General features: G+C 39.3%; 11 protein-coding genes and 2 tRNA genes. 7 read left to right on the top strand and 6 right to left on the bottom strand.

Features of this window, described 5'->3' with window-relative positions:
• Positions 1-4 precede the first annotated feature (4 nt).
• Together G7B18_RS07370 and G7B18_RS07365 are read right to left on the bottom strand one after the other, a co-directional pair.
• A tRNA-Tyr gene (locus tag G7B18_RS07370) sits at positions 5-85 on the bottom strand.
• A gap of 26 nt (positions 86-111) precedes the next feature.
• Positions 112-184: transfer RNA gene (locus G7B18_RS07365), tRNA-Thr, on the bottom strand.
• A gap of 485 nt (positions 185-669) precedes the next feature.
• Here G7B18_RS07365 and G7B18_RS07360 point away from each other — a divergent pair.
• Positions 670-1,815, top strand: a complete 1,146-nt coding sequence (locus G7B18_RS07360) for a BamA/TamA family outer membrane protein (protein WP_164108807.1) — start codon at positions 670-672, stop codon at positions 1,813-1,815.
• A 4-nt stretch (positions 1,816-1,819) separates the two neighbouring features.
• Here G7B18_RS07360 and G7B18_RS07355 read toward each other — a convergent pair whose 3' ends face one another.
• From G7B18_RS07355 to G7B18_RS07340, 4 genes are all read right to left on the bottom strand, one after another.
• Positions 1,820-2,275 carry a hypothetical protein gene (locus G7B18_RS07355; RefSeq protein WP_164108808.1) on the bottom strand — a complete coding sequence of 152 codons (456 nt, stop codon included), beginning with the start codon at positions 2,273-2,275 and terminating at the stop codon, positions 1,820-1,822.
• A gap of 28 nt (positions 2,276-2,303) precedes the next feature.
• Positions 2,304-3,623, bottom strand: a complete 1,320-nt coding sequence (locus G7B18_RS07350) for a sensor histidine kinase (protein WP_164108809.1) — start codon at positions 3,621-3,623, stop codon at positions 2,304-2,306.
• Between the two features lie 3 nt (positions 3,624-3,626).
• Positions 3,627-4,988, bottom strand: a complete 1,362-nt coding sequence (locus G7B18_RS07345; protein ID WP_164109094.1) for a sigma-54-dependent transcriptional regulator — start codon at positions 4,986-4,988, stop codon at positions 3,627-3,629.
• 102 nt (positions 4,989-5,090) lie between these two features.
• Entirely contained in the window at positions 5,091-6,404 is a 1,314-nt protein-coding gene (locus G7B18_RS07340) for a TolC family protein (RefSeq protein ID WP_164108810.1), read from the bottom strand.
• A 266-nt stretch (positions 6,405-6,670) separates the two neighbouring features.
• Between G7B18_RS07340 and G7B18_RS07335 the strand changes: the two genes are divergently transcribed.
• The 6 genes from G7B18_RS07335 (at position 6,671) to G7B18_RS07310 (ending at position 15,012) form a co-directional block, all read left to right on the top strand.
• On the top strand, positions 6,671-7,921 hold the full coding sequence (locus G7B18_RS07335; protein ID WP_164108811.1) for an efflux RND transporter periplasmic adaptor subunit: 1,251 nt from the start codon (positions 6,671-6,673) through the stop codon (positions 7,919-7,921).
• A gap of 79 nt (positions 7,922-8,000) precedes the next feature.
• Positions 8,001-8,678, top strand: coding sequence for an ABC transporter ATP-binding protein (locus G7B18_RS07330; protein ID WP_164122269.1), 678 nt, complete (start codon positions 8,001-8,003; stop codon positions 8,676-8,678).
• Positions 8,679-8,877: 199 nt separating this feature from the next.
• The gene (locus G7B18_RS07325; RefSeq protein WP_164122268.1) at positions 8,878-11,259 is read left to right on the top strand and encodes an ABC transporter permease; all 2,382 of its coding nucleotides are present in this window, start codon (positions 8,878-8,880) and stop codon (positions 11,257-11,259) included.
• 12 nt (positions 11,260-11,271) lie between these two features.
• Positions 11,272-13,680 (top strand): ABC transporter permease, encoded by a 2,409-nt coding sequence (locus G7B18_RS07320; protein WP_164108814.1) that lies wholly within the window; start codon positions 11,272-11,274, stop codon positions 13,678-13,680.
• 28 nt (positions 13,681-13,708) lie between these two features.
• Positions 13,709-14,617, top strand: coding sequence for a hypothetical protein (locus G7B18_RS07315; RefSeq protein ID WP_164122267.1), 909 nt, complete (start codon positions 13,709-13,711; stop codon positions 14,615-14,617).
• Between the two features lie 173 nt (positions 14,618-14,790).
• Positions 14,791-15,012: a helix-turn-helix domain-containing protein gene (locus tag G7B18_RS07310; protein ID WP_164108816.1), complete on the top strand. Its 222-nt coding sequence runs from the start codon at positions 14,791-14,793 to the stop codon at positions 15,010-15,012.
• The last annotated feature ends 539 nt before the right edge of the window (positions 15,013-15,551 follow it).

The following is a 15,551-nucleotide window of genomic DNA, read 5'->3' as shown; positions in this document are numbered from 1 at the left end:
AGTGTGGAGGGAGAAGGATTCGAACCTTCGAAGCCGAAGCAACGGATTTACAGTCCGTCCCATTTGACCGCTCTGGAACCCCTCCAGACCTGCAACTTTCGTCGCATTTAGAGCCTCCTATCGGAATCGAACCAATGACCTACTGATTACAAGTCAGTTGCTCTACCAGCTGAGCTAAGGAGGCTTTTATTACATTTTATTCAAAATCTCTAAGAACATCTGTTACTTCTGAACAGCGAGTGCAAAAATCAAAATTTTATTTCAAACTTGCAAGAGATATTTTAAAAAACTTTTTTCTTTTTTTCTTCTTAAAGAACGTTATCAAATCCTAAAGAAACAATCGATGTTTCCGTTTTCGATGATGCAAAGATAGACACAGAAATGACTTATCAAAAATATTTTTCTAAAAAAAACACGACTAGATATTCATTACGCTGATATGCAAGTAAATAATTTTCACTTTCAAATATGAAATAGCAATAAGCAAGTTCATATTTGAAAGTCCGATGAAAAGAAAACGCCTTTTGAAGTAAAAAACAGAAAAATGATTTCCTTCACTTTTTTAACCAAAGAAGTACAAATAGGCCAATTCTACCTTAGTTTTTCCAGTTCGTATTCGAGATTCCAAAGCATTTTATCTAAGTTTGATGCTTTGAATTTTCATATTACATGATTCGACACAAACTATTATGCAGTCTTCTCTTTACAGGGATCTCCTTATCCGCTGTTGCACAAAAAGAAGATAACCTGATTAAAAAGGTTATTAAAAAAGTATTTTCCTCCACAAACGATAGTACGAGGGGTCCTAGTTTCATGGTTTTACCAGCTGTTGCCTACGCCCAGGAAACAGGTTTGGAAATAGGTATAGCAAGCACTTATAACTTCTACATGGACCGGACTGACCTGCAGAGCAAGACTTCAAACGTCATGCTTATCGCCACCGTGACGACCGAAAAACAAAAGAAAGTAAACTTGACCTCCGATCTATGGACCAAAGGCAACAAATACCACATACTTACAGACATACGTCTCCGTGACTGGCCGTTCAACTTCTATGGGATAGGCAACGACACCTGGGAAGTAGATGAAGACTATCTAGAACAGACTTTATACCGATTCAAAGTAGACGTAGAAAAAAGACTTGCACCAAAATTTTACTTGGGTGTAAACGCAAATTACGATTATTTCAAATTCAGTGATATCGAAGCCGGTGGAATCTTTGAATCTCCAGAAATATACGGTAAGTCAGGGGGGCAATTTCTAGCTTTGGGCGTTTCTGCACTTTACGATACCCGGGACGTAACGACATTCACCACAAAAGGATTTTACGGAAGAGTAAAATACGCCTACGCGCCCGATTTCTTCGGTAAAGAGAATTACCAAGGGAATATGATAGAAGTAGATATGCGTGGTTATTATCCCTTTTCAACTAAAGTCAGCTTAGCAACACAGGGAATATACCGGGGCACATATGGAAATAACATTCCGTTTTATGCTATGCGCGATCTCGGTGGAGATATGAGTATGCGAGGATATTATCTAGGTCGCTATAAAGACAACAACTATGCTACAGCACAAGCTGAATTACGTTACCGATTTATGCCTCGATTTGCTGCAACTGGCTTTGTAGGCACAGGAAGTACATTTTCAAAATCAAACAATCTGCGTTTGGTACCTAGTTACGGTGGCGGGATCCGCTACTTCTTTAGTATAGAACACAGTAGTAGTATTCGATTAGATTATGCTTTTGGAGAAAAAAGAGCTGGAGAAAAAAGGCAATCTGGATTTTATCTAAGTGTTAGCGAAGCATTCTAGCCCTTCATCTCCAATACGGAAACCGCAACTTAAAAAATTCCTTAGGCTGCTCACGTCGGTAAAAAACCAAACCATAGTAAAACAAATCTATGCAGACAATAAAACGCGGATCTTGGCATACCAAATGCCAGGTCTGCCTTATCGTCCTATCTTTATAGATATTCGGAATTACCAAATACTTAAACTCTCGAACGAGCACTGCAAGCTCCTCCACATTCATCGTAGACTTTTCAACAATCAAAGCCCTATCTGCTCCTAAATCTAGGTTAGACTGGACATAAGTCACTTCAAAGTAATCGGCTACATCCATTAATAGTTCATCCTGTTTACTGCCAACAGCATGTTTCTTGGATTTAGCATAGATGGCTTCATCCGCCAATTTATACACAAATGGAGAATGTGTGCCATGTCGACTATTCGAGGTGAGAAAATGTATCACCCCTTTCCAGAAATACCTCATACTGCAAAAATAGGCTTTAAACCAGATATTAGAAATTCAAAGTAAATACACTCCCTTTTCCTTCTGTACTATCCACCATAATATTTCCACCATGAACCAGCATAATCTGTTTACTGAGTGTCAATCCTACACCCGTCCCAGTTTTCCGTGTCGTAAAAAAAGGTGTAAATATCTGTTCTTGTAGTTCTGTAGACATACCCTTACCATTATCTGTCACTTCGATACGCACCTTTCCGTCTTTAGCCTTAGCTGTTATGCTAATATAAGGATTCTTACAGTCACTCACTGCCTCCATTGCATTCAATAATAAATTAATCAAAACCTGTTCAATTAGATTCCTATCCGCATACAGAAGCAACCGTGTATCCTTTATGATGATATCAACATCAATTCCCTTCTGGAGCATAGTCGGTTCCAAAAGTTGGTAGATCTCTTCAAAAACATCGATAAGTAATACATTCTTAAAATCAGGATGATCTACTTTATTAATCATCCGATAACTCTTTGCAAATTGCAACAAACCTTCGCTACGTCGCTTTATAGTATAGATCCCGACCCTAAGATCTTCCGTATCTTCGTCTCTATATCCTGCTGCCAACCGCCCATGTAAGGTCTCTGCCAACGAACTAATCGGAGCAATAGAATTCATAATTTCATGGGTCAATACACGGAGTAATTTATGCCAGGCCTTAGTCTCGGCCTCATCGATAGCTTCATTTATATTTTGACAGACTACAATCCGGAACAGTCCATCCTGGGTTTCAAATTCTGAACTATTCATTAAAAGTTTAATCTTTCCCCGGATAGAATTTATTGTTTCTGTCTGCTGTTTGCCGACTTTAAGCCCTATCGTCTTTTCATACAGCTCCTGATGCCGCTTGATCAAACCTTTAATATTTCCAAGATGCGGAGTATTAAATAATTGCTTAAAGGCATCATTAATCCACACCACCTTACCGGATCCTGCCTCATAAAATATAATAGCCGAATCCAACATATTGATAACCTTGTTTAAATACTGATGTTGTATTTCCTGGTCTATACTGATGCGTTTATATACTGAATTAACATCGTTAAAAGCTGTAAATAATTTTCCCTCAACAGTTTTCAGATTTTTCACAACAAATCTTCGAGTAAAATCTCTATACCGGACAGCTTCAGCAAAATCCAACACATAACTCAAAAAGCGTCTTTCGACACTCAACCAATAATAAGCTATCCCAAAAAGCACCAAGAAAAGTAATACAGCATATAAAACATAATTCTCAAATAATAGATAAGCTATTCCCGTGCACCCGACCAATAAAAGACCAACCTTTAGCAAGAAGAAAAAACTGGATTTGCCCATTTATCAGATATTATATTTTTCCATTCTTCTGTACAATGCAGCGCGTGTCAACCCCAATTCTTTAGCGGCTTTACTAATATTACCGTTGAATCGTTCAATAGCAGACTGTATAGCTTTACGCTCCATCTCCTCCAGACTTCGATTTCCATAAAGACTACTTTCTAGGGTATTCCCTGGCGAAGCGACCTGTTCTATCGGTGAAAAAAGTATATCGTGATCTTGTATACTCTGCTTTTCGCTCATGATGACAGCCCGCTCAATACTATACTGCAACTCCCGGACATTGCCAGGAAAATGGTAGGATCTTAACTTCTGTAAAGCATCTCTTTCCAGACCTTCTAGATTTTTATGGTACTTCTTATTATAAAACCTCAAAAAGTGATTAGCCAGAAGCACAATATCTTCTCCCCGTTCACGTAAAGGTGGTACTTGAATTTCTACTGTATTAATCCTATAAATAAGATCTTTTCGAAATCGGTTCTCATCTGCCAACGCCCGTAATGGCACATTTGTAGCGCTCAATAATCGTATATCTATTTCTATCCCGGTGTGGGATCCTAAAGGTGTCACATGCCGGTTTTGCAGTACACTAAGTAATTTAGACTGTTGATGTAGACTAATGTTACCGATCTCATCCAAAAATAAAGTCCCTTTCTGTGCAGCTTCAAAACGTCCTGAACGGTCTTCCCTAGCATCCGTAAAAGCACCTTTTTTATAACCAAACAGCTCACTCTCAAAAAGCGTCTCTGTTAATGCCCCCACGTCCACCTTTACATAAGCCCCTCCTCCTCTTAACGAACGCTTATGTAAAGCTTTTGCAATAAGGTCTTTCCCGGTTCCGTTCTCTCCCAAAATCAAGATATTTGCTTCCGTCGGAGCCACCTTATCTATTTTATATTGCAGATCCTCCATTATCCCCGAACTCCCTACCAAATCATCCTCATCACGTTGGATCGCCACAGTTTTCTTTTTTCCTTTTTCCTTTACCTCACCGTAAGCCGATTCCAGTGTGCTGAGCAATTGCTCATTCTGCCAAGGTTTAACGATAAAATCAGAAGCACCCAATTTTAACGACTTGACGGCCAGATCTACCGCTCCATAAGCAGTAATCATCACCACCCGTATGTGAGGGTATATTTCTTTAATCTTTCCAAGCCAAAATAGCCCTTCATTCCCTGTATTGATTGCACTTTTAAAATTCATATCCAGCATAATAATATCTATTGTATGCTTTGATAGCATATTCAACAGGTTCTCAGGATTCCGCTCTACCAGAATTTCGTTGACCAAAGGCTTCAATAAGATCCTTACTGCTGTCAGTAGATCTTGATCATCATCAACTATTAATACGTTGGCTTTTTTCATCGTATATAATACGTTTTTTTTAAAAGTGATGAAGCTATTAAATTTATTCATCCCCTTATGTGGTTTGAATAAATTATGATGGTTTCATCAGACCTAAAATAACTATAAATTTATCGTTCCAGCGTAATAATCATTGATATATTTTTGCAGTATCATTTCATACTGCTTAATCAACAACTGCATTTTAGTATTATCCATTTTATTCTTGGCAGTCAGGAAAACTACCGAATTACTATTTCCAGCATCAAAATGGACCTGCGCAATACGAAAAGACTCGGCATAACTTTTTTCTTGCTCCCGAAGATTGACGACATTCACCTGTAATATCTCCAGATTAAACACAGTTTTAGCAGTCTCTTGGCGAAGAGCATTTTTAGCGATCTCTTTATTCAAAATCGCTTCCTGCAAACTCAACTGCGCCAGTTTAACCTGGTTCCGGACCCGGAACTTATTAAATATAGGAACACTGAGTCCTAAAGAAAATCCCTTCGACAAATAATTATTCATCTGCTCCCAATAGTTGCTTTCATTAAGACTGGAAAAACGGGACCAAAGTCCACCACTGAATGTCAACGACGGGAAATAGGCCGATCTTTCCACTTTTATTCCATTCTCAGCTTCCTTTATACGCCAATCAAAAGCCTTGTACTGAGGCAAGGTATGCAAAGCTCTCGTATATAGATCCTCTCCAGATCTAACAGCTGCCTCTACAGATAATCCAAGAGGTTCGAGATCACTTATACTATCCAATGGCATATCCAGAAGAGATGCCAGCCTCAGTCTGTTGATATTTAACAGACGCTTGCTCTCCTGTACAGCATTATGATCCGCTCGAAGTTGTCCTTGCAGGTCATGGTAATCTCCAGGGTTTACCGCTCCTTCTATATGCAATACCGCAGTACGGTTTGCATTTTCTGCCGTAACTTTCATTTGCCCCTCCGTTTGTGCCAATATATCTTTTGCGGTCAGGACTTGAACATAAGCTTCTAAAACATCGAGCTTGAGTTCATTAATCGCATGGTCAAACTCAAGCTTACCCGCCTCCTTTGCATTCGCACGCATGCGTACTGTATGCAACACCTGAAAACCGTTGAATATGGGAACATTCAAATTTAGAGACTGATTTCCCGAAAAGTAGTTCTGTTCAACAAATTGGTTCGTAGTCGGGTTTACACTTCTACCTTCGTTATAGCCATGTCCTAATTCCGCATTCAGGCTGGGCAACCTATTATTTTTAGCCTGCTTAAGCGCGATTTCATTTTTCGACAGGTTTAATTCAGATTGTTGCAATCTGGGATTCCGCTTCAATGCTAAATCAATACAGTCGGCAAGGGACAAACTGCCCGTTTGTCCTTTGGCTAACATAAAACAAACAGTAAATAAACACAAAACAATAACTCCAACAATAGACTTCATTTTCAATAATTAAAATTACAATAAGCCATCCACAGCACGTGCCAAAAACATAAACAACTATAAACCAATATCGTATAAACGAAAATTGGGCACAAGTGTCCACTGACGGACAACAAGTGTTCGAATACGGACACAGGAAAACACCAAAAACAAATAAACAACTACAAAACAGCGTTTTACAAAAATGGCACAAGATTGAATAAACATATATCATGATGTCCCTACGACAAAATAGAACATCAAAAAATAGATTTTTACTTTATTTAATGGACAGACCAATACAACAAAAGAAATGGAACACCAAGCGTATTCTCACTTTCGCCGGAATTGCAAGTGTTATCGCCCTAATAGGCGCCAGTTATTATTTCACCAGTGGAAATAGCCGTCTCAATGTAGAAGCCGACCGCATCAGCATTGTTGAAGTAAAAGAGGGGACCTTTCAGGAGTTCATCCCTATCAACGGCACAGTATTGCCTATCAGCAGCATCTATTTAGATGCATCTGTGGGAGGACGCGTAGAAGAAAAATATGTTGAAGATGGTGCGATCCTGAAAAAAGGAGATGCTATCATGAAGTTATCAAATACCGATCAAGAGCTTAGCTTAGTTCAGCAAGAAACACAAGTATTAAATCTACTTACCCAAGGACAGATCGCTCGCACCAACGCCGAACAGGTATCGATAAACAATCGAAACCAAATGGCCGATGTTGAACAAGCCTTCCGTGAATCTGCCAGAGTCTACAACCTTAACAAAAAACTATTTGCTGAAAAAGCGATAGGATCGCAAGAGTTCGAAAAATCAAAAAATGAATACAACTATCAAAAGGAAAGAGTAGCTTTAACTAAACAGATCTTACGTCAAGACTCGATCTCAACAAACCAAAAAAGCAGACAAGATCAAGAGACTTATCAACGTACACAAAGCGCCTTGGAACTTATGCGTCGTAAAGTAGGCGATCTTATACTAAGAGCACCAGTTGACGGTCAACTAACATCCTTCGATGCAGAAATCGGGCAAAACAAAAATGCGGGAGAACGTCTTGGTCAGATTGATGTACTGACCGGCTTTAAGGTACGCGCAGAAATAGATGAGCACTATATCAACAGAATCTTTACTGATCAAATTGGGGAGTTCGTATTAAGTGGAACACCTTACAAATTAAAAATCAAAAAGGTTTATACACAAGTAACCAATGGTCGCTTTCAGGTCGACATGGAATTTTTAGGAGAAGCTCCAAAAACAATTAGAAGAGGACAGACACTGCAAATACGTTTATCATTGAGTGACGAAACAAAAGCATTATTACTGGCCAAAGGCGGTTTTTATCAACAAACCGGAGGCAATTGGGTATTCAAATTGGACAAATCTGGATCTACAGCTTATCGTGTAGACATACAATTGGGCAGACAAAACCCAGATTTTTATGAAGTAATCAGCGGACTGAAGCCGGGTGACGAAGTAATTGTGTCTAGCTATGAGACTTATGATAAGATACAGGAGTTAAATATTAAATAAGTAGTGGGTATTGAGATACGTTCTCTATAATCTAGGACTTCATAACGGTATAACTTGATAATAAGATAACTTAACAACAATGATAAAAATAACTAACCTGCAAAAGTACTACCGCACCGAGGAAGTTGAAACAGTTGCATTGAACAACGTAAACATCCACATAAAAGAAGGCGAATTTGTCGCTGTTATGGGGCCATCAGGTTGCGGCAAATCAACTCTACTCAACATTGTTGGACTTCTTGACGATTTGGATGAAGGTAGTTATCTCTTTAACGGCACCGAGGTTGCTAAGTTCAAAGAGGGCAACCGCTCCAATCTTCGAAAACACAATATTGGTTTTGTATTTCAAAGTTTCAATCTCATCGATGAGCTTACTGTATTTGAAAACGTAGAGCTCCCCCTAGTGTACACCAACATTCCTGCAGCTGAGCGCAAACGACGTGTCGAAGAAGTTCTCGAAAAAGTACAGATTATGCACCGACGTAACCACTTTCCACAACAACTTTCAGGAGGTCAGCAACAGCGTGTCGCCGTAGCAAGAGCTGTGGTGAACAACCCTAAGTTAATTCTTGCGGATGAGCCCACTGGTAATCTGGATTCGACCAATGGTAACGAAGTGATGCAATTACTTACTGAGCTCAACGAATCTGGAACAACCATCGTAATGGTGACACACTCCGAACACGATGCAAAATTTGCAGACCGTGTAATAAGAATGCTGGACGGACAAGTGATATTGGAAACTCAAACTGTTTAGAGATTTAGCAGGATGTAGTACACTTTTTATTGCTCTATTATCTGTAAGCTACCAAACACTAAAGGCAGCTAGACGCAATCCTATAGAGAGTTTGAAGGACGAATAAGGAATGATTATTAATGTTAAATGATTAATGAGTAACATGTAAAGACCACACGAATGTCTCCGTACACAATACTCACATCTTAATACTAAAGACATGATCAAAAACTATATCAAAATCGCCTGGCGAAAACTTTGGAAAAACAAAGTCTATTCCGTCATCAATATATTGGGTTTGGCATTAGGGATCAGTGTAACCTTAATCATTGCATTATGGGTCAATTCCGAATTAAAGTACGACCGCTTTTATACCCTAACAGACAGGCTCTACCAAGTCTACACCCGGGACGCATTTGATGGTCAACAGCATACCTGGGGAGGTACACCTGCTGTACTGGGGCCTATTCTAAAATCAGAACATCCAGAAATTGAGTACATGGCCCGAGTATGGAATATAGATCATCGTATTCATTCAGAAGGCACATCTGGTTTCAAAGCAACAGGTATTGCTAGCGACGCTGCATTCTTTAATCTTTTTGATTTTCAATTTATTAACGGAAATTCACAAACACCCATTGATCGTCCAGATGCTATCGTACTCACAGCGTCTATGGCGAAGAAACTATTTGGTTCTCTAGATGTCGTTGGCAGATATCTAGATTTGGATACAGTGACCTCTCTTACCGTAGAGGCCGTTATCGAGGATATCCCGCACAATTCCAAGTTTGAAGGAGTTGATTTCTTCTGTTCATGGAACTATCTTTCCAAAACAGGCCACAAATTTACCGATTCATGGACAGCCTATAACCATCAGACCTACGTCTCTATAAAAGAAGGAATAGATCTAACCGCGGTCGATAGTAAAATTGAAAAACTTGTTGCAAACCATACCAATGGGGACACCAAAGCCAGTATCTATCTATATCCAGCAAGCCGTTGGCACCTCTACAATAAATCAGTCAACGGACAGATGGTAGAAGGTAATATGGTCACCTTACGGATGTTTGCACTCATCGGATTATTCATTCTTTTGATCGCCTGTATCAATTTTATAAACCTAAGCACAGCAGGCGCAGAGCGAAGTGCAAAAGAAGTTGGCGTCCGCAAAGTCGTCGGCGCGTCAAAAAGATCATTGGTTAAACAATTTCTATTAGAGTCGTTCATTCTGACAATTCTTGCCGGTATTGTTGCGCTTGCACTTCTTATATTGGCTCTACCGATATTCAATGGCATTATTAAAGGAAACATCTCCGTCAACGATCAATCTCTCTTTTTTTGGAGCCTGTTTGTTTTAATTTTAATTATATCTGCTATTGGTGCAGGCATATATCCCGCATTTATTTTGTCTTCTTTCGAACCGACAAAAACCTTAAAAGGTAATTTACCAGTTTTAAGATCAGGCCTAAAACCCCGACAAATTCTGGTTATCCTACAATTTGTCATATCGATATGCTTAGGGATCTGCACTTTTATTATTAGTCAGCAAATACGCTACGGTCAGGATCGAGACAGTGGCTACGATCAAAGCAATTTGGTGTACCTCCCGCTGGAGGGGAGACTGAACGACAATTACGAAGCCTTAAGAAATGAGCTAATTCAGCAGGATATTGCAAGCAGTATTACGAAATCATGGGGACGTATCAGCCGTTACGGCAGTAATAGTTGGGGGTATACCTGGCCTAATTCAAAGCCTGAAGATTACGATATTGTATTCAATAATATGAATGCAGATCGGGATTTTATCAAAACAATGGGAATCCGTCTACTGGAAGGACGAGATATCGATATTGATAAACACCCTTCCGACTCTACAGCGGTATTATTAAACGAAACAGCGATAAAGCGCATGAGACTTTCAGATCCAATTGGTGCTCAGATAATAGCAGCAAAAGGTACACCTTACGAACGGACGTTGAATGTCGTTGGCATTATTCAGGATTTTGTATGGCAGTCTCCTTACGACGATATCGAACCTATGCTGATCCAAGGTCCGAACTGGTCGGATTATATACACATCCGCCTGAATCCATCAAAAAGCTTAGCGTCTAACATCGCCAACATTGAACTTTTATTGAAAAAATTCAATCCAGATTTCCCAACTGATCTGCATTTTGTGGATGAAGAATATACTCAAAAATTTGCTAATCAAAAACGTACGGCCAGACTCACAGGCCTATTCTCCGGATTAGCCATTTTTATTGCTTGTTTAGGTCTTTTCGGATTAGTATCCTTCTCCACCATCCAACGACAAAAAGAGGTAGGTATACGTAAAGTATTAGGCGCATCGGTAGCTAGTATCGTCTCGATGTTATCAAAAGACTTTCTAAAGCTAGTGATCCTCGCCATACTAATAGCTTCTCCGATAGCTTGGTGGATTATGAATAAATGGTTAGACAGCTTTGCACATCGAATCGATATTACACCAGGCACATTTCTTCTGGCAGGAGCCTTAGCTGTTGTTCTTGCACTTATCACCATTAGTACTTTAGCCATCAAAGCTGCACTAAGCAATCCAGTTAGTACCCTTAGAGACGAATAAAAAAATAAGACAATGGAATTTTTAAACGCCGCATTAAGACATATCCGTAAACATAAATTGATTACCGCAATCAATGTTATGAGCTTAGCCATTGGCATTAGTGCTACTTTAGTCATATTTCTATTAATTCAATACGACTACAGTTTTGATAAAAAAGTAGAGAATAGCGATCGAATATATCGGATCGTAAGTGATGGGGAGTTTAAAAACCCTGGTGTACTCGTTCCCTTAGTACGTGCATTAGAGAATGAGTCCACCAGTATCGAAACAATTGTCCCCTTATATCGCAGCCATAAGAGTAAACTAAAAATATATAAGGACAGTACAGCCGAATACCAGGTCTTTCCTAAAGAGTCAGGAGTAGTCTTTACCAACAGCAACTATTTCAGTCTATATCCACATCAATGGTTAGTCGGTAACGCTGAATCGTTAAATACACCAAACAACATTGTACTGACACAAAAGGATTTTAGGCGCTATTTCCCTCAAAAGCGCCCTACAGAAGCGATTGGAAAAACACTGATTTTTGCAGATTCTGTTATTCTTACCCTGACAGGTGTCGTCCAGGAGATGGCTCAAAATTCTGATTTTAAGTTTAACAGCTTTATTTCAACCGCAACTATCCCTGTATATCCGTCCCTTAAACAGATATTCAGCTGGGATGCATGGAATAACTATACAGACGCATACCAATGCCTCGCCTTAGTAACCGCCGGAACGACTCCATCAAAAATAGAATCCGAAATCAAACAGATCCTCAAACAACACAAGCCCAAAGAGGAAAATGGTTGGAAAGCCGGCACTTTTACACTGCAACCACTGTCCGATATCCACTTTAATAGCGATTTTAATTACAACGCTGTTAAATCGGACACTACCCGCAATCTTATATTATTAGCCCTATTTCTTCTTACTTTGGGTATTATAAATTTTGTCAATTTATCGACAGCACAATCTATCGAACGCGCCAAAGAGGTGGGAATACGCAAAACCTTAGGTAGTTCAAAACAAAGACTGGCATTACAGTTCTTAACAGAAACCTCAGTTATCGCACTTACAGCTAGTGTATTTGCTCTACTGCTGCTACCGCTCCTACTACATGCCTTCGAGGGCTTTATTCCGCAAGGGTTGAAATGGACGGATATGCCCAAGTTGGACATGGGTATTTTCCTCGTAGTTCAACTTCTCATAGTGACCTTCTTAGCCGGTTTTTACCCAGCATGGATATTAACGGGCTATTCGCCTGCATTAGCCCTAAAAAATCAAGTCTCTAAAAACACCAATCTATCCCGAAGTGTGTGGGTGCGTAAAAGTCTTACTGTATTTCAGTTTGTGCTAGCACAACTGTTCTTAATCTGCGTACTTATCGTCGTAAAGCAAATCAATTTTGCTACAAACAAAGATATGGGTTTTAAAAAAGAAGCTATTGTCAACTTCTACATCCCCGGCAGTTTTCGAAACTCAGCGCAAGGCCAATTATTAAAAACTAAACTGAGCAACATTCATGAAATAAAAGCGGTAAGTTTTGGGAACCAATCTCCGGCATTTTTAGGAACGATGACCTCCACGCTAGGGTATGACGGAGTGAATGGTTCCGAAAACATAACTATGGACGCCCGTAATGGTGACGAAAATTATATCGATGTATACAATCTAAAGCTCATAGCAGGTCGCAATATCCGCTTGTTAGATTCAACCAGCGAAATGCTAATCAACGAAAAAGCACTAGCACTACTCCATGTTCAATCTCCCGAAGAAGCAATCGGTAAGACTTTTAATAATGGAGATAAAAAAATTGTCGGTGTACTACAAGATTTTAACATCGCGTCTGTTCGTACCGAAATAGCTCCAATGATGTATTGGGGCACCAAAGATGGGTATGTTATGCATGTTGCGCTAGATCCGATGCATCCAGAAAATTGGAAAATCGCTTTGGACAAAATGAAGGCTGCATTTAAATCCATTTTTCCCGATGACGAATTTGACTACACCTTCCTCGACCAGACTGTGGAAGACTTCTATAAGGCGGAACAACAATTGTCCCAACTATTAGGATGGTCAGTAATCCTATCTGTAATCATAGCAGGGCTAGGGCTCTTTGGACTTGCCATATTTACAGCCAACCAACGTACAAAAGAAATCGGTATCCGCAAGGTACTAGGTGCTTCCGTTGGACAAATTGTGTTCTTACTGTTAAAAAATCTGCTTGGCCTGGTTTTAGTAGCTTGCTTAATAGCCTTTCCAATAGCATGGTACCTTATGAATAAGTGGTTAGATAATTTTGCATACAAAACCGATATAAATTGGTGGATATTCGTAATTTCAACATTTGGCCTTATAACAGTTGCTATGGCTGTCCTTTTATCCAAAACACTCCTTGCTGCTAAGGCCAACCCTGTTGATAGCTTAAGAAATGAATAAACATATTTGAAACCTTAAACATAAAAACATGAATAACCTAATTAAGACAATTGTATTACTGCTCATAGCCAATCACGCTATAGGTCAACAAATGGTAAAAAAGGAAACCTTTGACCTAAACAAAATAAAGGAGCTGGTAGTCCATACCTCTGGCGGGCAAATTAAAGTTGACGGAACGAAAACCGGGCCTGCCTCGATAGAAGTCTGGGTATCCCGAAATGGATCCCGTCTTAGCTCTTCGGACAATCTAGAGGCTTTATTTCGAGAACATTTCGATGTAAGTATTGAATTGCAAGGAGGAAAACTTAGCGCCACTGCTAAACGCAAAAATGGAAAGCGCGGTAACAATCCGCTATCCGTGGCTTTCCATGTTATCGTCCCTCAAAAGATCAATACCAACCTTCAAACCGCTGGCGGAAGCATCAATTTGAATACGCTTAGCGGACTACAAAATTTTCAAACCTCAGGAGGCAGTCTAAATTTAAAAACAATATCTGGACAGATCAGTGGACAGACTGCTGGGGGAAGTATCAACGCTGTGGACTGCGACGGAACTATCCAATTAACAACTTCGGGCGGTTCCATCAATCTGGATCAGGTTACGGGCAAAATTACTGTTTCAACCAGTGGAGGCTCTATTAATGGAAAAAAACTATCGGGCACTATCCAAGGACAAACGAGCGGTGGCAGTATTACCATGGATATGCTAAATGTGTCGGATAATATCGCATTCTCCACTGCTGGTGGAAGTATAAGAATCCATGTTCCACAAGGAAGCTATATTATAGACCTCAACGGATCACGTGTTAGCCTACCCTCTTCCGCCAACTTCAGTGGTATTTCTAAAAAAACGTTTGCAAAAGGAACAATCAATGGCGGTGGTAAAAAAATTAGCGGAAGTACTTCAGGTGGATCCATATCACTTGAGTTTAAGTAGGCTATCATCATAAAAACAAGCCGTAGGTTGCTGAATAAAAATTTGCAAAGATGATATTTATATAGTTTATCAGTACAACACAATAGAAAAACAATTAACATTAAAATATTCATTAAACTAATCCATACATTTTATACATTTATCTATACATACAAATAGATGAACACACGAACATGACTAGACTTGGAGAATACTTAGCCAAAAAATCGGTAAATAAATCAATGATCGCCCGTAAAACTGGACTCAGTAAAGCGAGAATTAATGAACTAACAATGACGGATACCTCCAAACTACGCCTCGACGAAATGTATCTAATTGCCCTAGCTATCGATACCAATCCGTGTGAAATGATGAACACACTTTGTAAGGATCTGGCTCTACAAGAGGAGAAATAGGCTTCTTTTCAAATATCAAACCTGACCAAAGTCACAAAAAAGAGCTCTCTAAAAAATCCTTTGTCGCTGTGCTTCTACGCTCTGATTAATTGAGTCGCAGAAGTACAGCTGAACTAAGAGTTTGACCTGAGTATCTAAGCGTTAGTCTATTGCATTTAAAATCTTTCAATATCACCTCGTAAAGCCACTGATAGCAAAAATTTTTAGCTTTCTCCAGGCACGGATACATTCGTTCAAATACTCGCTCCGAATTAAGTTGGAACAATCATTTAGTTGTTTTTACAAGTATTGTTTTATCCACACATTTACCACCTAGTCAGAGGTTCTTGAATTTGATTACGAATTTGTTTCCTAACGTTTTTATCTCCTTTATGACAAGTTCTAAACACCTATATTATTGATTATATATTTATAGTGATATTATAGAGTTATAATAGAGGTTTTATAGAGGGTTCATAGAGGTAAAACACTAGAAACCATCTGTAATATCTCTATTAAGATACGAGTTACTATCTGTTATCATATAAGCAAGATAGGAC

The organism is Sphingobacterium sp. xlx-130 (assembly GCF_011007405.1).
Classification (GTDB): Bacteria; Bacteroidota; Bacteroidia; order Sphingobacteriales; family Sphingobacteriaceae; genus Sphingobacterium; species Sphingobacterium luzhongxinii.
Note: the sequence above shows the minus strand (reverse complement) of the source record. Positions and strands in the feature narration are given on the sequence as shown.